Origin of the sequence: Nocardia kruczakiae NBRC 101016 (genome assembly GCF_001612965.1) — a bacterium.
In the GTDB taxonomy this organism is placed as follows: Bacteria; Actinomycetota; Actinomycetes; order Mycobacteriales; family Mycobacteriaceae; genus Nocardia; species Nocardia kruczakiae.
Genome location: NZ_BDBL01000014.1, coordinates 26,741 through 46,135 on the forward strand (window position 1 = coordinate 26,741; position 19,395 = coordinate 46,135).

Genomic DNA, 19,395 nt, shown 5'->3' on the forward strand with positions numbered 1-19,395 from the left:
TCGCGCGGCGTCGGAGATCTGCCCGGCCTACAGCGTCGAGAGGGAGTTGACCGTCATGGGGACGGCGACCAGGATCAACGCCAGGGCCAGTACGGCGGGCGCCGGATCCGAGGCAGACCCCGACCACGCCGAGCGGCGGCACCAGCGAGATCGCGATCGCCACCCCGGGCATGACATCGCCGACATCCCGGCGGGTGACCGCTACGGCCGCCACCAGCCTGGTCGCCGCGCATGACCGGGGACCCTCCGTAACTATTCGGCGGGTGCGGCCTCGATGACCGCCTTCAGCTGCTGCAGGTCTTTGCGGTTCGCAGACCTCATCGCCGGCGTGATCAGCGGTGCGACGAGCCGGGAGAATCCGGCGGGCTCGCCACGATTGCGCAGTGTCATGATCGTCGAGCCGGTCGGGGTGTCCTCGAACGTGTAGGTCGTCTCCATGGGAAATGGGCCGTCGGTGGTCGCCATCACGAGCCGTCTGCCCGGCACCAGAACGAGGATGGTGTAGGTGTAGGCGAGAGATCGGCCGAGAAAACGGGCCTTGAAGGCCATGGCCGAGCCGACCGCCAGCGGACCGGGTGTGAGCAGCCGGGCCGAGTCGATGTTCCGATACCACGCGGTGGCGTTGGCCGGATCCATCGCGTAGTCGGCGACCTGCTGCCGATGTCGCCCGATCTCGATCGTGGTGGTGACATCCACGGGCACGGGTCGATGGTAGTTCCTCGATGTCCGCGCCGTCGAACGTGCCGGACCGGTCCACACGATGGCGAAGATCATCCGACGACGACCCGAGCTACGCCCTCGGCTCGGTGGTCGTCCTCGTGATGTGTCTGTATTTCCGAATGGACGGAATGCATGAACCATGCACTGGACGCTCGCGGCGCCGTCTTCGAGATAGCTTTGCGGGGAGGAGGCTGCTCGACCCGAACAGCTTTGTGAGCAGCCCGTCATCACGGTGCAGTCGGGGCCACGGAGGCGGGATTCGAAGCCGCGCTCTCCCACATGTCGTGGTGGTGATCCAGCCCAGGGGGTGGCCAGGGGGATTCCCTGGCGCGAACCATGGTGAAGGCGAGCAACTCTGGTCGAGGTCGCAGTCCGGATTTCAGGGCAGCGGATGTCGAGTTCAGAGCGGAGAGAATGATGTTCAGGGATCCTCGATGGGCCATTGCGTTCGTCATGATGGCGATCATCACTGTGGTCACGGCCCCGATCTGGGGGGCGGGGCCGCTGTGGGATGCGGCCGGGCCCAATATCGTGCTGGCTCCGACCGAGCCGGCGGATTTCGATGCTCGGCGAACACTCCAGGCCACACCGACCCCGGTCGAGGTGACGTCGCCGACAACCACACGGACCCCCACTTCCACAGCGGAACTTTCCACGACAGGATGATCACTCTGTGATAGCTGGGACCAACCGGCTCAGATCTACCGTGGTGAAGGCAGGCGAGGGTGAGGATGCGTGGGCAGGTCGAGTTGGTCGGACGAGGCCCGGAATCGGCTGCGCTGGCTCAGACGATCGCAGCCGTTCGCACGGGTGAGAGCAGGGTGCTGGTCGTGCACGGCGCGGCCGGGGTCGGGAAGTCAGCGCTGCTCGACCGGATGAAGGACGCCGCCGCGGACCTGCGGCTCTTGCGGGCAGTCGGAGTCGAGTCGGAGATGGAGCTGGCCTACGCCACCTTGCATCAATTGTGCGCTCCATTGCTGAGTCGGCTGGAAGCGCTGCCCGAGCCGCAGAGCCATGCCCTGGAGACCGTTTTCGGAATACGGGCCGGCGTCCCACCCGAACGGTTTCTGGTCGGGTTGGCGGTGCTGAGCCTGCTCTCGGATGCTTCGGAGAACGGTCCGGTGCTGTGCGTCATCGACGATGCGCAATGGATGGATCGAGCCTCGGCGCAGGTGCTCGGTTTCGTTGCCCGGCGGCTGCTGGCCGAATCTGTCGCGCTGATCTTCGCCGCCCGGCAGCGGACGCAGGAACTGCTCGGGCTGCCGGAGCTGGAGGTCAGCGGCCTCAACGACACCGACGCCCGCATCCTGCTCGATACGGCGACCCCTTCTCGGCTCGACCACCGCATCCGCGACCGCATCGTGGCCGAGGCTCGGGGCAATCCCCTCGCGCTCCTCGAACTTCCTCGCGAGCAGACCGCCACCCAGTTCGCGGGCGGTTACGGCCTGTTGCAGACCGACACCGTGCCGGGCCGCATCGAGCAGAGCTTCTTGACGCGGATCGAAGAGTTGTCCGGGCCGAGCAGACTGCTGCTGTTGATCGCGGCCGCCGAGCCGGTCGGTGATCCCGCACTCGTGTGGCGGGCCGCCGAACGGCTCGGGATCACGCCCGCCGCGGCCGTCGATGAACAGACCGACGAGCTGCTGTCGTTCGACATTCGTGTCACGTTCCGGCATCCGCTCGTCCGTTCGGCGGTGTATCGCGCTGCCCGAGACGAGGATCGGCGTGCGGTGCATCGCGCCTTGGCCGAGGTCACCGACCCGCAGCTCGATCCGGATCGGCGGGCTTGGCACCTGGCCGCGGCGGCCGCCGAACCCGATGAGACCGTCGCCGCGGAGTTGGGCCGGTCCGCCGATCGAGCGCAGGCTCGCGGTGGTCTGGCCGCCGCGGCCGCATTCCTGCAGCGGTCGGTGGCCCTGACCGCCGATGCCTCCCGCCGTGCCGAGCGGGCGGTGGCGGCCGCCGATGCCAGCGCCAGAGCCGGTGATCTCGATATCGCACGCGGCCTGGTCGATCTCGCCGAACTGGAGGCGAGCAGCGAATTGCTGCGTGCGCGAGCGCAACTGGTGCGCGGGCGCATCGCCCAGGCGGCCGGCTTCAACGATCAAGCGCCTCCGATCCTGCTGGCCGCGGCCCGACGACTGGAACCATTCGACCGCGACCTCGCCCGCGAGACCTATCTGCTGGCCTGGGGTGCCGCCGCGTGGGGCGCCGCCGACAGCGTGAACCTCACCGCGATCTCCGAGGTCATCGCGGAACTTCCGGTGCAGGAGAATCCTAGGCCGATCGATCTGGTGCTGGCGGGGTGCGCGTTGCTGGGCACCGCGGGCCGGGGGACCGCGATCGGCCCGCTGCGGCGAGCGATGACCGCGCTCGTCGACCTGCCCGTCGCGGATTTGCTGAAATGGGGTTGGGCCGCGTGCGGATTGAGCCCGGCCGTCTGGGACGAGCAGGTGATGATCGAAACCTACACCCGCGCAGCGGAAGTGGTGCGCACCGCCGGCATCCTCACCGAGCTTCCCATCTACCTCGCGTCGTTGGGCGCGGCGACTTCGTTGATCGGCGATTTCACCACGGCAGCGGAAATCGTCGCCGAATCCGAGAGCATCGCCGCCGCGACAGGCATCCCGCTCGCGCCGTACACCACGCTCATCCTGACCGCCATGCAGGGCAAGGAGTCCGAGGCGGCGGCGCTGATCAGCGCCACCATCGAACAGACCGCGGCGGACGGTCAGCTGACCGGCGTCACCACCGCGCAGTGGGCGGCCGCTGTCCTCTACAACGGCCTGTCCCGGTACCACGATGCTTTGTCCGCGGCCCAGGCCAGCACTCGGATCGCCCAGCTGGTGGTATCGGTGTGGGTGCTGCCGGAGCTCATCGAGGCGGCGGTGCGGGTGGGTGACGACCGGGCCGCGAACGAGGCGCTGGAGCGTCTGGTGGATGCCGCGGAGGCAGCTGAGACCGATTGGGCACAGGGGATTCTGGCGCGGTGTCGGGCGCTGCTCAGCGACGGCGCCACGGCCGAGGTTCAGTACCAGGAGGCTGTCGATCGGCTCGGACGGACGCTCATGCGCCCGGAGCTGGGGCGGGCGCACCTGCTCTACGGCGAATGGTTGCGCAGGCAGTCCCGCAGGGTCGATGCCCGACACCATTTGCGCACGGCCTACGACCTGTTCGACGCCATCGGCATGGCGGCCTTCGCCGAACGCGCCCGACGAGAACTGCTCGCCAGTGGCGAGAAGGTCCAGAAGCGAACCGTCGAGGACACGAGTGAGGAGCTGACACCGCAGGAAAGACAGATCGCGGTGCTGGTCGGCGAGGGACTGTCCAACCCCGAGGTGGGCGCGCGCCTGTTCCTCAGTCCACGCACCGTCGAATGGCACCTGCGCAAGATCTTCACGAAGCTGTCGATCACTTCACGGCGGCAGTTGCGTGGAGCGTTGCCGCACGACGTGTGACCCACCGCCCGCGCACGGGATGATTGTCGGCTCGTGCGCCATGGCAGTCCGACCCGGTTGTGGTCCCTGGTCTGTGTGAACCAGTGAGTTTCCCGGGGGCGGCGAACTTTCCCGGCCACCGAGTCTTGTCGCACCGGCTCATCGCGCCGGTTGTCTTCGGCCCAGGGAAATGAGGCAGTGATGTCAGATCAGCCGTTGCACGGAGCCGTCGCGCTCGTCACCGGCGCCAGCGGTGGCATCGGGGCCGCGACCGCGTATCGGCTGGCCCGCGAGGGCGCGGCGGTCGCCCTGGTCGCGCGCCGGGCCGATCGATTGACCCGAATCGCGGCGGACCTCACGGCCCGGGGCGGACGCGCCGTCGCGGTGCCGGCCGATCTCACCGTCGCGGCCGAGGCATACCGGGCGGTGGAGGACGCCCGTGATCGGCTGGGACGACTGGACGTGGTGGTGAACAGTGCCAGCACCATGGTGCTCGAGACGGCGCTGCATACACCCATCGGGGAATGGGACAGGATGGTTTCGCTCAATGTGTCCGGGCTGCTGCACATTACGCATGCCGCCGTGCCCTATCTGATCGATGCGGCCGCGACCTCGCCGCGGCGCGTGGCGGATCTGGTGAACGTGGGCTCCGCCGCCGGACGAGTCGCTCGCCCAGCGGGCAGCGTCTATCACCTCACCAAGTTCGGCCTCAACGGGTTCACCGAATCACTGCGCCAGGAACTGATTTCCGAAGGCGTGCGGGTCAGTGTGGTGGCTCCCGGCTCGGTGGGCGCCACGGCCCGGGACACAGTGCGGGAGAGTACGGCCCGACCGGAACGACTCCGGCCGGAAGACATCTCGGATTCGATCGCCTATATCGTCACGCGCGATCGCCGGGTCGCCGTCAACGAGATCGTCGTCAGGCCGGGCGGCCAGCTCTGGTAGCCGGCTGCCGAGCGGATGTCACACCCGCGTGGGCCGTGCGGTCCTTGTTCTCGGAAGGCGCCCGGTCGAGTCACGAGGTAAGAGCGCGGAACACCGGGTTTCAGACGGCTCGCCGGAGTATGCGTCAAGCAGAGCGTGGCTGGTCCCACCCGCCGCCGGGCGTCTCCACACCACGCCGAAGACAACGCCGCACGGCATGATCTGTCCTCGCGCCGCGGCGCGACCCCGCGAACTCGCCGACCCACACGGTGAACGCGCCGAAATCGAACGAAAGACACCCGTCGTCTTCGGATCCTGCGCGCCGGTGGTCATAGTCGCCCTGCTCGGAGATCGACAGTCACCGTGCCGCCCTGTTCGAGCGACCGCTGCTCACCAGTGTCCCCCCACGTCCGCCGAATCGACAGCGGCCGCCTCGGCCCGGTGGGTTCGCGAGTGACCCCACCCCCGCACCCCGGGGCCGGGCACAGCAGGCACACGTGTCCCTGGCCCGGGCAGCCCCGGGGGTTGGCCCGGGACTGCCACGGGCGCGATCGAAACCCGCCTGGAACGACGGTGGAAGTGCGGCTCAGCAGCCGTTCCTCACGATCGCCGAGCCTGAGGGCGATCGAGCCCGGACGAAAGGACGACCTCATGTGCGCCTCGAGCACCCTCACCGTCATGCCCGAACCGGATTCCGCACGTGGGCCGCTCACGCCGGAGGCGACCGGATACGCGGCGGACTTCCAGGGCTTGCGGCCACGGTTGTTCGGGATCGCCTACCGCATGCTGAGGCGGGCGCCCGACGCCGAAGACGTCGTCCAGGATGTGTGGTTGCGCTGGCAGGGCACCGACCGCACGGTGGTCCGGGACCGGGTCGCGTTCTTGGTCACGATCACCACCCGGCTGAGCCTCAATGCCGCCGGCTCGGCCAGGGCCCGCCGGGAGATCTCGGTCGATCACTGGTTGCCGGGACAGGTGCTCGCGGCAGAGGACCCGGCGCAGGCGACCGAACGATCAGCCGAGCTCGAGCAAGCGGTGCTGTTACTGCTGCAACGTCTGTCACCGACGGAGCGAGCGGTGTTCGTACTCCGTGAGGCGTTCGACTATCCGTTCCGCGACATCGCCGAGCGCCTGCAGATCAGCGAAGCCAACGCCCGCCAGCTCGGGCGGCGTGCCCGGGCGCACATGGCCGGGCCGCGCCGGGAACCCGTGCATCGAGCGGCCCGGGATCGGTTGCTGAGCGCCTTCCGCACAGCCGCGCAGGACGGCGCCGTGGTGCACCTGGAACGGCTGCTCACCGACGACATCCTCGCGGCGAGACCGTAGGCCGGACAGCGCATTCGAGCCGGCTCGTCACGGAGGGCACGGCCACCCGGTCCTTGGTTTCAGCACACCCGAGAAAGGCACACCTCGATGAGACCCATCCTCGAACCATCAGCGCAGCAGTTCGCCGACGCTACCGCGCGGCCCCCGCTTCTGTACGAACTCGGAACCTACAGTGCCCGCAAGGTGCTCGACGACGTTCAGGCTGCCGCAACGATCGACAAGCTGCCCGTGCGCGACACCTGGATCACGGTGTCCGCCGAGGTCGGCGACGTGCGGGTGCGCATCGTCAAACCCGTTGACGCGGAGGCGGACCTGCCCGCGATCCTGTACATCCACGGCGGTGGCTGGGTGCTCGGAAATGCCGGCACCCACGACCGGCTGGTGCGGGAGTTGGCCGTCGGCACACACGCCGCGGTCGTCTTCGTGGAGTACGACCGCTCACCCGAAGCCCGCTATCCGGTCGCAATCGAACAGGCCTACGCCACCGCGCGGTGGATCACAGCGCACGGTGCGAGCGAGGGACTCGATGCGTCCCGGCTCGCGGTGGCCGGAGATTCGGTGGGCGGCAATATGGCCGCGGCCGTGACGATCCTCGCCAAACGGCGCGGCGATGTTCGGTTCACCCACCAATCGCTGTACTACCCGGTCACCGATGCCGGTCAGGACACCGCGAGCTACCGCGAATTCGCCGACGGACCCTACCTCACGGCCAAGGCGATGGCGTGGTTCTGGGACGCGTATCTGCCGGAGCCCGAACGGCGTGACGAGATCACCGTCTCACCGTTGCGGGCGAGCCTCGACGAGCTGGCCGGACTGCCCGAGGCCTTCCTGATCGTGGACGAGAACGACGTCCTGCGCGATGAGGGAGAAGCCTACGGCCGCAAGCTCACCCAGGCCGGAGTGCGGACCACGAGCGCTCGCTACAACGGCACCCTGCACGACTTCATGATGCTCGACCCGGTGCGCCGGACGGCGGCCTCGAGCGCCGCGATCGATCAGGCCATCCGCGTACTGCGGTCCGCTCTGCACTGATCCGAAACCCGACCATCCGACACAGGGAGAAATGCAATGACCCATCGAAAGCCCACCGTCGTCCTCGTCCACGGCGCGTTCGCCGAGTCCGCGAGCTGGTCCGGTGTCGTGGAACGCCTGCAAGCCAGGTCCGTCGACGTCGTCGCGGTCGCCAACCCGTTGCGTACACTGCCCGGCGACGCCGCCTACCTACGCGACGTGCTCGACAGCATCGACTCGCCCGTGGTGCTGGTCGGCCATTCCTACGGCGGCATGGTCATCACCGAGGCCGCCGCGGGCAATGACAAGGTCGCCGGCCTCGTCTACGTCTGCGCGTTCGCGCCCGCACACGGTGAGTCCGCCCTGGAGCTGTCGGGCAAGTTCCCCGGCGGCACGCTCGGGCACGCCCTGACCTCCTACCCGATCACCGGCGGCGGCAACGAATTCGCCATTCGCCCCGACGCGTTCCATCACCAGTTCGCCGCCGACGTGCCGGCGACAACGGCCGCCGTCATGGGCGCGGCCCAGCGCCCCGTCACCGAGGCGGCTCTGACCACAGGATTGCCGTCGGACACCCCGGCCTGGAAGTCACTGCCATCCTGGTTCGTCTTCAGCGATTCCGACCTCAATATCCCGGTGGCACTGCACCGTTTCATGGCCGACCGTGCCGAAGCCGCGGGCGTACGCGAGGTGCCCGGCGCCTCGCATGCGCTGTCGGTCTCCCAGCCGGATGCGGTGACCGCGGCGATCCTCGACGCCGTGCACGCTACGGCCCCCGCGGCCGCCTGACCGTCAGCCATCGAGCCGCTGAGCCGCAGTCGGTCGAAACCGGCTGCGGCTCAGTGCGTTCGAGCGGCCCAACTCTCGGAACTGACACGGAAGCATCGCCTCATGACCTTGAAATCTCCCTCTGCCGACGGCAGAGACGCTGGGCCACTGCGGATCCGGATGCGCAGCCGATCCGTCGACGAGCCGTATCGGGCAGCCACGCAACTGGAGTTGCTGTTCGATCTGACCTTCGTGGTCGCGGTCGCCGGAATCGTGGCGCAACTCGGCCACGCTATCGGGACGGGTCACCTGTGGTCGGCGCTCGCGCCGTTCCTGCAGGTGTTCTTCGCCATCTGGTGGGCGTGGATGAACTTCACCTGGTTCGCCTCCTCCTATGACACCGACGACGTGCCGTACCGGCTGCTGACCCTGCTTCAGATGGCGGGCGTGCTCGTCCTGGCGGCCGGTGTCCCCGCCGCGTTCGAGCACGACGACTACACGGCCATCACCATCGGCTATCTGGTGATGCGCAGTTGCCTTGTGGCGCAATGGCTCCGCGCGGCGCACGGAGATCGGGCGGGCCGCCCGACCGCGCTGCGCTATGCGACGGGTATCGCGGTGCTGGAGGTGTTGTGGCTGAGCCGGCTGGGCCTCGCAGCCGCCGGCGTGCTGCCGGATCTCGTGGCCCGACCGGTTTTCATAATCCTGGTCGCGGCGGAACTCACGGTGCCGGTATGGGCGGAACGGGAACGCGGCACTGCCTGGCATCCGCACCACATTGCCGAGCGCTACACGCTTTTCACGATCATTCTGCTCGGCGAGAGCGTGCTCGCGGTGTCGTCGGGGGTGGCGGACGCGCTCGACGACGGGTTCCAGCCGGCGCTGGTGGTGATCGCGCTGTCGGGGCTGGTGCTGTTGTTCGCACTGTGGTGGCTGTACGACCTGCTCCCCGGCGGTCCGGGGCTGGCGGAACGCCGAAACTGGTCGTTCCTGTGGGGTTACAGCCATTACGCGATCTTCGCCGCGCTGGCCGCGCTCGGTGCCGGCCTCGAGGTCGCCGTACGCGAAAGTTACGGCCGGGGAGTTCCGCCGCTGGTCGGTGGCTTCGCCGTGGCGATTCCGGCGGCGCTGTTCTCGATCCTGTTGTGGGCGGCGCACGCCGGGCTCCCGGTCGCGCCACGGGTCCGCCCGCGCGTGCTGATCACCACGGCGGCACTGATTCTCGCCGCACCGATCCTCACCGCAGGGTTCCCGGTGGCGACGGTGCCGGTGATCGCACTCGTCGCCACCGGTGCCGTGGCCGCCTCGTTGTGCGGCTCGCCCGCGTGAGGGTGGGGTACGGGCACTCGACGTGCCCGTACCCCGGATTATTCGACCAGCTTCCCGGCGGTGGAGACGTCACGCATGAGCCGCGCGATATCCTCCGGCACCTCGGGGATCGGCTCCCGTTCGAGCTGACCGGGACCCGACCACACCAGGTTGACTCGCAGCGCCGGATCCAGGTTCGGATAGTCCGAACGGTTGTGACAACCACGGGTTTCCCGGCGTTCGAGGGCGGCGTCGAGGGTGGCGCGGGCCGCGAGGATCGAGGATTTCAGGTCGAAGGCGTGCGCCAGATCCTGGAATCCCGCGGCATCGGGGTGCACGCCGATGCTCGCCGAGCGTTCCCGCACCTCCTCGAGTTCGGACAGCCCCTGCTGGAGTCCGGTCTCGTCACGCACGACGCCGGCATGCTCGGTCATGGTGTTGCGCAGTGCGCGTTGCAGGGCCCGCACGTTCTCCGGCCCGTCGGCCGCGAGCAGGGCGTCGACCTCGTCGCGGGCCTCCTCGACCGCGGCGACCGAACGCTGTTGCGCGGACAGTTCGCTCGAATACCGGGCCGCCGCCTCGCCGACGATCCGCCCGTAGACGAGCAGTTCGATCAGCGAATTCCCGCCGAGTCGATTCGCGCCGTGCAGTCCGCTGGATGCCTCGCCGACGGCGTAGAGGCCCTCGACGCCGGTGCCGTGATCTTCGGACCGAACCCATACCCCGCCCATCGAGTAGTGGGCCGTGGGCGCGATTTCGATGGGATCGCGGGTGATGTCGAGCATCTGCAGTTCCAGCATCGTCTGGTAGACCCGGGGCAGTCGCCGCATGATGGTTTCCCGAGGCAGGTGCGAAACATCCAGCCACACACCACCGTTCGGCGTTCCCCGACCTTCCTTGATTTCGGTGTAGGCGGCCAGCGCGACCCGGTCGCGAGTAGAGAGTTCCATCCGTTCCGGGTCGTAACGCTTCATGAACCGTTCTCCGGCGGCATTGCGGAGAATTCCGCCCTCGCCGCGGGCGGCCTCGGAAACCAGTGTGCCCGCGGCGTTTTCGGGCTCGATGAGTCCGGAGGGATGGAATTGCACCAGCTCCGGATCCCGGATGCGAGCCCCGGCGAGCACGGCGAGGCGGAAGGAGTCGCCGGTGTTCTCGTCGCGTCGCGAGGAGGTGCGCCGCCAGATACGGGTGTGCCCGCCCGCGGCCAGGATCACCGCGTCCGCGTGGAACACATAGCGCGCGCCGGTATCGAGATCGAACCCGTACGCACCGAATACCACGTTGTCGCGCACCAGGATTCGGGTCACATAGCAGGTGTCGACGATCGGGATGCCGAGCAGGGCGGCCCGATTCACCAGGGTCCGCTGGATCTCGAGACCGGTGTAGTCGCCGGCGAAGGCGGTGCGCCGGTAGGTGTGCGCGCCGAAGAACCGCTGCGAGATCCGTCCGTCGGCTTCGCGCGCGAACGGCATGCCCCACCGTTCCAGGTCCTCGATGCCGCGCGCGGCGTTCGCGGCGACCACCCGGACGGTGTCGGGGCGAGCCAGCAGATAGCTTTCGGTGATGGTGTCCGCCGCGTGCTGCTGCCAGCTGTCCTCGGCGTCCATGGTCGACAGCGCGGCATTGATGCCGCCCGCGGCCAGGGTGGTGTGGGCGTCGGCCTTCGGCCGTTTGCCGACCACGATCACATCCACGCCGCGTTCGGCCAGTTCGATCGCCGCCCGCAATCCGGCCCCGCCGGTGCCGATGACGAGCACGGACGTCGCGAACCGGCGTTCGTCGGAAGTAACCATCGTTCATTCCCTTCGAATGGAAGCGATGTGCGGGCGGCGAACCGCCGCCCGCGCATTCCGCTCACTGGCGGGCGAGCCACTCCGACAGCCGCGTCTGCGCCAGGTGCGCACCCGGGCCGGGCAACAGGCTGTCGTGCTGCAGAACGGCACCGAAGTACCGGGCCTGCGGGTCGGTGACCACCTCGCGCACATCCGAACGCGCCTTCAGCACCGTGGCGATCCACTGGTCCATGCCGAACACCTCGGGTCCGCCGATCTCGAGGACGCCGTTGAGGGGTGTGCCCGCCGCGGTCGCCCCGACAACGGGCGCCACGTCCGCGGCGGCGATCGGCTGGACGCCCGCCCCGGGGAGTCGCACCCTGCCGTCGACGGTCGCGGAATCGGCTATGCCCCCGGCGAATTCGAAGAACTGTGTCGAGTGGACGAGCGAATACGGCACGCCCGAACCCTTGATCAATTCCTCCTGCGCCACCTTCGCCCGGAGATACCCGGACTCGGGCAGGCGGTCGGTGCCCACCACCGACAGCGCGACATAGTGACCTACTCCCGCTTCCGCGGCGGCCTGCAGCAGGTTGGTGGTGGACGTGCGGAAGAAGGCCATGACGTCGTCGTCGGCGAACGACGGCGAGTTGGAGACATCGACCACGACCTCGGCGTCCTGCAGCACCTCCTTCACGCCTTCGCCGGTCAGGGTGTTCACCCCGGTGTTGGGTGCGGCCGCAACCGCGTGGTGGCCATGGTCGTTCAACCGGGTGACGACCTGCGAGCCGATCAACCCGGTGCCGCCGATAACGACGATTTTCATGCTCGATCCTTCCATCGGAGTTCCGCCGTGGGGGCGGTGAAAGTGCCCCGTATCGAGGACAAGGCGGACGGTGAACTCGTGACAGCGTCGGTGGCGGCGAGCCCGTCCGCCTCGAGGATGGCCCGGCCGAACGCGGCTGTGTCCTCCAGCGCGACGTTGTGGCCGATACCGTTCAGCACCGGCGCTACTCCCGGTCCTCGGGCGCCACGTATTCGAATGTCGGTCCCGCCGTGGTCCGTCCGTCACCGCTGGGCATCTTCATCAGAGCCTGTGCCTGGGCTTTCAGCGCGTACATCGCTCCCAACGCGTCACGCATCTGTGACGGACTGCCGTTGAAGGTGTCTTCCAGCAGGTAGAGCAGCAGGCAGTAGGTGTTGTCGAATTCCCGCTGCGCGGCCCGGACGGGGCTGTCCTCGGGATAGTCGGTGCTGCGCGGATTGCGGCGCATCGGCTGCACCTTGGCGTAGTCGAGCTGGATCGGTTCCCCGGTCGGCCCCGACGCGGGGGTGTCTCCGGGGCGGAAGTGCCGGCCTTCCTTCAATTCGACGAAACGGTAGTAGTGGGCGACCTGATCGCGCTCGGGGTGGAAGACGTCCTTGTCGCCGTCCCATACCTCGGTGGCGGAGGCGCCTTCGCCCTGCTCGACGATCTCGGTCAACGCGGCGAGTGCGGACTTCAGGTCGCGCACCGGAATCACCTGCCCGCCACCGCTGCTGAAGTGCATTTCCTCGAGCTGTCGCGTCGGATCGCCACAGAAGACCGTGTCCTCACCCAAGGTGTCGACCAGGCTGCGCAAGCCGGTCTCGATGGCCGCGTAGAACTGCCCGATCGTGTGGTAGCGGTCGCTTTCGGCGGCGGCTCCGTTCGGAGCGGGACGCTCGATGTTCAAGAACAGCTCCAGCGCTTCGGGCCCGAACGGCACAAGGTTCAGTTGTACGGACGGGTCACTGTGCGGCAGCGGATGCGGGTAGCTCGGCAGCAACTCGGGCGCGTCCAGCTTGGGCGCGCCGCCCACGGCATTGAGCAGATTCGCCGCCAGGGCCAGATGCAACATCTCCTCCACGAAGACGCTCCCGATGACCTGTGCCGCTTCGGCATTGGCGGTCGCGTCCAGCGAGTACAGCGCACACAGGTATGGCGGGATGGTCGCGTGTTCCAGCTCGATCGCCCATTGCAGATGACGACGCAGGTCTTCCAGCGTCTCGATGGGGTCGGCGATGCCCATGGTCGAACCTCTTCTCGGCAAGTCGTCCAGATGTGTGTCGACAACTTGGACAAGGCATCTCGCCGCCGCGTGACGGCCGGATACCTTCCCGGTCCCGATGGTCGGGCACGCACTCGCCCTGGGACCCACCCTGAGCTCTGCGCCCCGTGCGCCCGCCGCCGCCCCTTTCGTCGGAGCTGCTCCGAACCCAGAGCCCCGGACAAGCACGGTCGGGCCGGCGGTGAGGTCCCCGGGTATGTCCGCAGCATGGGCGGACCATCGGAATGTCACTACGCAGTGGGAAGATGTGCTGGCCCCTTACTGACCGGGGCCGGATCTTCGTTCGGTGGTGGTGATGTCAGATCGCGATCGGCCGCGTACCCTGCGCGGGAGGCGCAACGAGTGCGAGCAGCTGGACCGGTTGCTCGCGGACGTAGGTTCCGGTGCGAGCCGGGTATTGGTTCTGCGTGGTGAGGCGGGTATCGGCAAAACGGCGTTGATCGAATTTCTGGTCTCGAACGCCGTGGGTTGCCGGATCGCGCGCGCCGCCGGTGTCGAGTCTCAAATGGAGTTGGCCTTCGCCGGTCTGCACCAGCTGTGCGCGCCGATGATGGATCGGCTCGATCGCCTCCCGCCCCCGCAGCGTGACGCGCTGTCGGTTGCCTTCGGGCTGAGTACCGGTGAGGTGCCCGATCGATTCCTCGTCGGGCTGGCGGTGCTCAGCCTGCTGGCCGAGTACGCCGAAGATCAGGCTCTGATCTGTGTCATCGACGACGCGCAGTGGCTCGACCAGGTATCCGCCCAGACCCTGGCTTTCGTCGCACGGCGACTACTGGCAGAGCGGATCGCGCTGGTGTTCTCCGAACGCACGCCCGCGAATGGTTCCTTCGTGGATCGACTCGCCGGACTGCCCGAACTCGTTCTTCGAGGCCTGCGCGAAGGCGATGCCCGCGCGCTGTTGGAATCGGCTATCCCTGGACGCGTCGATGAAGACGTCATCACCCGGATCGTGGCCGAGGCGCGGGGAAATCCACTGGCCCTGCTCGAATTGCCGCGAGGGCTGACCAGCGCCGAACTCGCGGGCGGGTATGCGAGACCGGACATCCGGCCGGTGGTCACCCAGATCGAACAGAGCTTCCTGCGGCGCATCGATGCCCTGCCCCACGATGCTCGCCGGACGCTGGTGGTGGCGGCGGCCGAACCGTCCGGGGACGTGGCGCTGCTGCGGCGCGTCGTCGCCCGGCTCGGCATCGCGGCGGACGGTGCCGTAGTCGCCGAGCGGGCCGGTCTCATCGAGATCGGGGCACAGGTCCGGTTCCGGCATCCGTTGGTCCGTTCGGCGGCCTATCGCGGCGCTGATCCCGCGGAGCGCCGGGATGTCCATCAGGCGCTGGCCGCGGAGACCGATTCGGTGACCGACCCCGATCGGAGAGCGTGGCATCGGGCCGGCGCTACGGTCGAACCCGACGAGGAGGTGGCTGTCGAGCTGGAGCGTTCCGCAGCTCGCGCCCGAGCACGTGGCGGCGTCGCGGCGGCGGCCGCGTTCCTGCGGCGCGCGACCGGCCTGACGCCAGATCCGCAGATCCGGGGAACGAGAGCGGTAGCGGCGGCGCAGTTCGCGTTCGAGGCCGGCAGCACCGACGATGCGCTCGAACTTCTGGCCGCTGCCGAGATGGGCCCGCTCGATGATGTGCACCGGGCTCAGCTGGCGCGGCTGCGTGCCCAGATCGTCTTCGCGCGCAGGCGCGGTGGTGAGGCATTACCCCTCTTGCTCGACGCAGCCCGCCACATGCGGGCGGCGGCGCCGGCACAGGCACGCGAGACCTACCTGGAGGCAATCGGTTCAGCGGTTTTCGCGGGCCGGTTGAACGGACGCGACGGGGTTCGCCCGGTGGCCAGGCTCGCGCGCACCTCGTTGCCGAGTGCGGAACCCCGGGCGGTCGACGTCCTGCTTCACGGGCTCGTGGCGCGCTTCGCCGACGGTTACGTCGCGGGCGCGGAGCCGATGCGTCAGGCGCTGCAGGTATTTCGCAGTGCGGCGGCCGACGATGACGAGATCATGCGCTGGCTCTGGCTGACCTGGCCCGCCGCCGCCGACCTCTGGGACGACCAGGCTTGGTACGAATTATCCGAGCGGGCGGTCCGAACGGCACGCGAAGCTGGTGCACTCAATGTCCTGCCATTGGCATTGACCTACCTCGCGGCGGTGCGCATGCACGCCGGCGAGTTCGACACCGCCGCCACACTGGTGGAGGAGGCCGAAACGCTCACGGCCGCAACAGGCAATTCACCGCTCGGGTACACGGCGCTCCTCCTCGATGCTTGGCGCGGCACAGATCCTCAGGCATCGGTGGCGATCGAGACGAAGGTCGGATTGGCCGCCGAGTGGGGCGAAGGTCGCACGCTGGGCACCGGCGGCTATCTGCTCGCGGTGCTGCTCAACGGTCAAGGCCGATACCAGGCCGCCCTGGAAAGTGCGGAAAAGGCATGTGAGCACGACGATCTCGCGGCCGTCGGGCATGCGCTCGCCGAGTTGGTCGAAGCCGGAGTACGCGCCGACGACCACGGTGCTGCTCGCCGAGCGTTGAGCCGGCTCGAGCGGCGGGCACGCGCCAGCGGCACCGACTGGGCTCTGGGCATGCTGTCCCGATCTCAGGCGCTGCTCAGTGCCGGCGAGGAGGCCGAAGCGTCGTATCGCGAAGCGCTGGAACGACTATCGCGGACCCGCGTCGCGGTGTATCTCGCTCGTACGCATCTGGTATACGGTGAGTGGCTGCTGCGCGAGAACCGGCGTAGCGACGCCCGCGAGCAGCTTCGCGTCGCCTACGACATGTTGCGCGGGTTCGGTGCCGATGCCTTCGCCGAGCGGGCACGCCGCGAATTGCTCGCCGCGGGCTCGTCCGTCCGCCGGACCGGTATCAAAGCCGGAGAGGTCCTCACCGCGCAGGAGGTTCAGATCGCCGGGCTCGCGAGCAATGGCCTGACCAACCCCGAAATCGCGGCGGAGCTGTTCATCAGCCCCCGCACCGTGGAATGGCATCTGCGCAAGGTATTCACGAAGCTGGACCTCACCTCCCGCAAAGAGCTACGGGCGGCCCTGGACAGCTGAATCCCCACCGGTGCGCTGTTGTCACATACCCGGGTTCGCGATTGTCCTTGCTGTGAATTCCACGAACGACAAGCCCGGAGGAACGAGATGACCGACGGATCGACACCACCGGCGACCCGCAGCGGCTCCTGGGAGACGGCGTTGACCGTCGTGCAGGAGGCGACACCGCCGTTCATACCCGCGGGAGCACACGCGATGACCGTCGTCATCGCCTACCCGCCCGGCGATCCGGGCGCGCCGCCGCACCGGCACCCGGGCGGCCCCGCCTTCGGCTACGTGATCGAAGGCGAAATGCTGTTCGAACTGGAAGGTGAACCGCCGCGGGTGATCCGCGCAGGCGAAGGCTTCTGGGAACCCGGCGGCGATGTCATCCACTACTCGGACGGCAACCACCGCAGCGACATCGGACTGCGTTTCGTCGTCACGATGATCTGCGATCCGAATCAACCCATGCTCGAGCTGGTCGATGACACGGAGTTGCGTGCCCGCATCGGCCGCCGCGCCTCCGTCGAGCCGAAAGCCTGAGCGGGGAGAGTATCTCGTGTCGAAAATCCTGCTGCAGACCACCATCACCGAGCAGCCCGACGACTGGAGCATCGCCCGATTCTCCCTGGTGACAGCTGAATTGCGGGCCGCCGGCCACGACGTCACCGCCCGCAACCGGCTGGTCCAAGGCGAGAACGACCCGATTCTCAGCCGGCTCGATACCTCCGACTTCGAGCAACTCTGGCTGCTGGCCGTCGATACCGGAGACGGTCTCACCGATGACGAATCCGAGGCCATCGTCCGATTCCGCGAGCGTGGCGGTGGGGTTCTCACCGCGCGTGATCACCAGGACCTGGGCAGTTGCCTGCTCGGGCTCGGCTCGCTGGGCGAGGTCAACCACTTCCATCTCAACAACCCGGACCCCGCCCGCCGGCGTGACGATCAGGACACCCCGGAGATCTCGTGGCCCAACTATCATTCCGGAGCCAACGGCGACTACCAACCGGTTTTCGCCGTCGAACCGATTCATCCACTGCTCCGCACCGGTGAGACCGCGAGCGGACGGATCGAGTGGTTCCCGGCTCATCCGCACGAAGGTGCGGTGTCGGCGTGCGTGCCGGGCGCGAGTGTTCTCGCGCAGGGCCGCAGTACCGTCTCGGGCCGCCGATTCAACCTCGCCGTCGTACTCGACGGTGAAGTCGGGCGCGACGGTCGCGATATGGGCAGGGCCGTCGCCGAATCCACGTTCCACCATTTCGCCGACTACAACTGGGATCTCGACCACGGTAAACCGTCGTTCGTCAGCGAAACACCGGGAACGCAGATCACGACGGACCCGTCACGCCTGGCTATCTACAAGACCTACGTCCGCAACCTGGCGACATGGCTACATCCCACAGCCCGCGATCGATCATCGACGCGCACAAGAACCGGATAGCATCCTCGACGCCCCGTCGAGCCCGCGTCGCCCGTTCCAGCAGCTGTTCGTGAGGCATTGCTCGATATCGAACGTCGAAGGACATTCCAAGATCCAGGTTTCGCTGCCGCGGCAGCTTTGGACGGCATGGTGTAGCCGGCAGAAGAGTGTGAAGGCCGGACTGGAGTTCCTCCGGAAGACAGGATGCCGGACCACCTACGCGGTGTCGTGGGTGTCCGGGACCGGTCTAGTCCGAGGGCCAGTTGAAGCGGAACCGATTCACCGCCCTGGGTGTGATCCCGAATTATTGGTCCAAGGCGGTGGACTATCAGGGCTCGTGCCCGCTGTGCGGCACGCCCTGCCGATGCTCGGCCGTCATCATGTTCGGAGAGGACGACCCTGGCAGCCGATGACGCATACAATCGCCGATCCAGTTGCGAAAACTATTGTTGTGGACGGTATTCGATCACTTCCACCGCCGGATCCCCCCAGCCGTGGACGCTGAAGGTCTCGCCTGCGAGTATCCGACGGATCGCTGCGGCAGGGTAAGGCACAGCATCTGCCGGGATATCGGAGAAGTCGCGCCAGACCAGTTCGGAGCACTTGCGTGGCTCACGGTTGACGATGTCGCCATCCCATCGCTCGGCCCTGAAGAAGAATCCCACGCGGGCGATGTCGCTGCCGTTGCGGTGGTGCATCACGTGCGCGCAGCTGAGATCCTCACGCCGCAAACAGATTCCGACCTCTTCATTCGCTTCACGGATCGCCGCGTCGATGACATCCTCACCCTCTTCGAGGTGGCCCGACACCAGCCCGAGACGGTCGTCGGCATACCCGGTGTCGGCCCTGCGCGACCACAACAACTCACCTCCGCGGACCAACACCAGATGCACATCAACGACACAGCGATAACGATCCATGTGTGCCTCCCAACGCTTTTCATCGAAATCTAGTGAAAGCACCAGTCCTGCAGAGGAATTACCGACGTGCGCAAATGAGTAAAGCAGTTGTCGGCCGAGCCTCCAGACTGGTATTGCCTACCACGGTCGAGACCCCGACAAGCTCGATTTCGGGTGCCCGCGCCAGCACCATCAATGCAAGCGCGTCGTCGAATCCGCTGTCACAGTCCATCCACACAGAACGCACGCATCCCCCCTTCGCTCATGCACCACAGCAGGTAGCAGCCGCGATCACCCGCAATCTCGCATGCGGTCATGTCCTCGGTGACGTCGGTCAGCACGGTGGGTTCGTAGAAGAACGGACCGAGATCGGGGCGGGCGTTGCCGCCGGCGAGGACCGTGGCACCTTTACCGACCGCGTCCTCGACATGGCGGGTGATGGTGTCGAGTTGCTTGCGCGAGATGAGTGAACCCATGTCGGCCGAATAGTCCAGCGCGGGGGAGAGTTTCATCGCCTTGGCTGCGGCGGCGAAGCGGGGGACGAACTCGTCCCACAGTGTTGCCGGGACGAACATGCGCTCCATCGATATGCACAATTGCCCGGTGTTGGAGAAGCAGGCCCGCAGCGCGCCGTCGACCGCTTTGCCGACGTCGGCGTCATCGAGGACCAGCAGCGCATTTTTGCCGCA

The 19,395-nt window shown here is 67.6% G+C and carries 15 protein-coding genes and 2 pseudogenes; 9 read left to right on the top strand and 8 right to left on the bottom strand.

Features of this window, described 5'->3' with window-relative positions; all coding sequences use genetic code 11:
• Positions 1 to 30: 30 nt before the first annotated feature.
• Both NK1_RS34430 and NK1_RS34435 read right to left on the bottom strand, forming a co-directional pair.
• Positions 31 to 226 (bottom strand): annotated as a pseudogene (locus NK1_RS34430) (DUF389 domain-containing protein); the annotation flags it as partial.
• Between the two features lie 26 nt (positions 227 to 252).
• The gene (locus NK1_RS34435) at positions 253 to 702 is read right to left on the bottom strand and encodes an SRPBCC family protein (RefSeq protein WP_063008657.1); all 450 of its coding nucleotides are present in this window, start codon (positions 700 to 702) and stop codon (positions 253 to 255) included.
• A gap of 749 nt (positions 703 to 1,451) precedes the next feature.
• Between NK1_RS34435 and NK1_RS11625 the strand changes: the two genes are divergently transcribed.
• From NK1_RS11625 to NK1_RS11650, 6 genes are all read left to right on the top strand, one after another.
• A complete protein-coding gene (locus tag NK1_RS11625) occupies positions 1,452 to 4,178 on the top strand; it encodes a helix-turn-helix transcriptional regulator (RefSeq protein ID WP_063008542.1) in 2,727 nt (908 codons plus the stop codon).
• 180 nt (positions 4,179 to 4,358) lie between these two features.
• Complete coding sequence (locus tag NK1_RS11630; protein ID WP_063008543.1) at positions 4,359 to 5,102, top strand: SDR family oxidoreductase; 744 nt, start codon at positions 4,359 to 4,361, stop codon at positions 5,100 to 5,102.
• Positions 5,103 to 5,732: 630 nt separating this feature from the next.
• Complete coding sequence (locus NK1_RS11635) at positions 5,733 to 6,407, top strand: sigma-70 family RNA polymerase sigma factor (protein WP_063008544.1); 675 nt, start codon at positions 5,733 to 5,735, stop codon at positions 6,405 to 6,407.
• A gap of 87 nt (positions 6,408 to 6,494) precedes the next feature.
• Positions 6,495 to 7,439 (top strand): alpha/beta hydrolase, encoded by a 945-nt coding sequence (locus NK1_RS11640; RefSeq protein WP_063008545.1) that lies wholly within the window; start codon positions 6,495 to 6,497, stop codon positions 7,437 to 7,439.
• A 36-nt stretch (positions 7,440 to 7,475) separates the two neighbouring features.
• Positions 7,476 to 8,207 (top strand): alpha/beta fold hydrolase, encoded by a 732-nt coding sequence (locus NK1_RS11645; protein WP_063008546.1) that lies wholly within the window; start codon positions 7,476 to 7,478, stop codon positions 8,205 to 8,207.
• 159 nt (positions 8,208 to 8,366) lie between these two features.
• Positions 8,367 to 9,515: a low temperature requirement protein A gene (locus NK1_RS11650; RefSeq protein ID WP_063905974.1), complete on the top strand. Its 1,149-nt coding sequence runs from the start codon at positions 8,367 to 8,369 to the stop codon at positions 9,513 to 9,515.
• Positions 9,516 to 9,553: 38 nt separating this feature from the next.
• Here the strand turns inward: NK1_RS11650 and NK1_RS11655 are convergent, their stop codons facing one another.
• The 3 genes from NK1_RS11655 to NK1_RS11670 all read right to left on the bottom strand — a co-directional run bounded on the left by NK1_RS11655 (position 9,554) and on the right by NK1_RS11670 (position 13,317).
• The gene (locus tag NK1_RS11655; RefSeq protein ID WP_063008548.1) at positions 9,554 to 11,287 is read right to left on the bottom strand and encodes an L-aspartate oxidase; all 1,734 of its coding nucleotides are present in this window, start codon (positions 11,285 to 11,287) and stop codon (positions 9,554 to 9,556) included.
• Positions 11,288 to 11,348: 61 nt separating this feature from the next.
• Positions 11,349 to 12,092, bottom strand: coding sequence for an SDR family oxidoreductase (locus NK1_RS11660; RefSeq protein ID WP_063008549.1), 744 nt, complete (start codon positions 12,090 to 12,092; stop codon positions 11,349 to 11,351).
• Positions 12,093 to 12,276: 184 nt separating this feature from the next.
• A complete protein-coding gene (locus NK1_RS11670; protein WP_063008551.1) occupies positions 12,277 to 13,317 on the bottom strand; it encodes a ferritin-like domain-containing protein in 1,041 nt (346 codons plus the stop codon).
• Positions 13,318 to 13,651: 334 nt separating this feature from the next.
• Here NK1_RS11670 and NK1_RS11675 point away from each other — a divergent pair, with 334 nt between their 5' ends.
• The 3 genes from NK1_RS11675 (at position 13,652) to NK1_RS11685 (ending at position 17,828) form a co-directional block, all read left to right on the top strand.
• On the top strand, positions 13,652 to 16,405 hold the full coding sequence (locus tag NK1_RS11675; protein ID WP_084460804.1) for a helix-turn-helix transcriptional regulator: 2,754 nt from the start codon (positions 13,652 to 13,654) through the stop codon (positions 16,403 to 16,405).
• Between the two features lie 87 nt (positions 16,406 to 16,492).
• Positions 16,493 to 16,930 carry a cupin domain-containing protein gene (locus tag NK1_RS11680; protein ID WP_063008552.1) on the top strand — a complete coding sequence of 146 codons (438 nt, stop codon included), beginning with the start codon at positions 16,493 to 16,495 and terminating at the stop codon, positions 16,928 to 16,930.
• A 16-nt stretch (positions 16,931 to 16,946) separates the two neighbouring features.
• The gene (locus NK1_RS11685; protein WP_063008553.1) at positions 16,947 to 17,828 is read left to right on the top strand and encodes a hypothetical protein; all 882 of its coding nucleotides are present in this window, start codon (positions 16,947 to 16,949) and stop codon (positions 17,826 to 17,828) included.
• Between the two features lie 422 nt (positions 17,829 to 18,250).
• Here NK1_RS11685 and NK1_RS11690 read toward each other — a convergent pair whose 3' ends face one another.
• The 3 genes and pseudogenes from NK1_RS11690 to NK1_RS11695 form a co-directional block, all read right to left on the bottom strand.
• Positions 18,251 to 18,727, bottom strand: coding sequence for an NUDIX hydrolase (locus tag NK1_RS11690; RefSeq protein ID WP_063008554.1), 477 nt, complete (start codon positions 18,725 to 18,727; stop codon positions 18,251 to 18,253).
• Positions 18,728 to 18,785: 58 nt separating this feature from the next.
• The gene (locus NK1_RS33650; protein WP_084460788.1) at positions 18,786 to 18,938 is read right to left on the bottom strand and encodes a nucleoside hydrolase; all 153 of its coding nucleotides are present in this window, start codon (positions 18,936 to 18,938) and stop codon (positions 18,786 to 18,788) included.
• Between the two features lie 82 nt (positions 18,939 to 19,020).
• Positions 19,021 to 19,392, bottom strand: a pseudogene (locus tag NK1_RS11695) (aldehyde dehydrogenase family protein); the annotation flags it as partial.
• Positions 19,393 to 19,395 lie beyond the last annotated feature (3 nt).

Excerpts from the sequence above, each read along its gene's own strand:
- NK1_RS11625 (WP_063008542.1), top strand. The coding sequence starts at position 1,452 with ATGCGTGGGCAGGTCGAGTTGGTCGGACGAGGCCCGGAATCGGCTGCG.
- NK1_RS11630 (WP_063008543.1), top strand. The coding sequence starts at position 4,359 with ATGTCAGATCAGCCGTTGCACGGAGCCGTCGCGCTCGTCACCGGCGCC.
- NK1_RS11635 (WP_063008544.1), top strand. The coding sequence starts at position 5,733 with ATGTGCGCCTCGAGCACCCTCACCGTCATGCCCGAACCGGATTCCGCA.
- NK1_RS11640 (WP_063008545.1), top strand. The coding sequence starts at position 6,495 with ATGAGACCCATCCTCGAACCATCAGCGCAGCAGTTCGCCGACGCTACC.
- NK1_RS11645 (WP_063008546.1), top strand. The coding sequence starts at position 7,476 with ATGACCCATCGAAAGCCCACCGTCGTCCTCGTCCACGGCGCGTTCGCC.
- NK1_RS11650 (WP_063905974.1), top strand. The coding sequence starts at position 8,367 with ATGCGCAGCCGATCCGTCGACGAGCCGTATCGGGCAGCCACGCAACTG.
- NK1_RS11655 (WP_063008548.1), bottom strand. The coding sequence starts at position 11,287 with ATGGTTACTTCCGACGAACGCCGGTTCGCGACGTCCGTGCTCGTCATC.
- NK1_RS11660 (WP_063008549.1), bottom strand. The coding sequence starts at position 12,092 with ATGAAAATCGTCGTTATCGGCGGCACCGGGTTGATCGGCTCGCAGGTC.
- NK1_RS11670 (WP_063008551.1), bottom strand. The coding sequence starts at position 13,317 with ATGGGCATCGCCGACCCCATCGAGACGCTGGAAGACCTGCGTCGTCAT.
- NK1_RS11675 (WP_084460804.1), top strand. The coding sequence starts at position 13,652 with ATGTCAGATCGCGATCGGCCGCGTACCCTGCGCGGGAGGCGCAACGAG.
- NK1_RS11680 (WP_063008552.1), top strand. The coding sequence starts at position 16,493 with ATGACCGACGGATCGACACCACCGGCGACCCGCAGCGGCTCCTGGGAG.
- NK1_RS11690 (WP_063008554.1), bottom strand. The coding sequence starts at position 18,727 with ATGGATCGTTATCGCTGTGTCGTTGATGTGCATCTGGTGTTGGTCCGC.
- NK1_RS33650 (WP_084460788.1), bottom strand. The coding sequence starts at position 18,938 with ATGGACTGTGACAGCGGATTCGACGACGCGCTTGCATTGATGGTGCTG.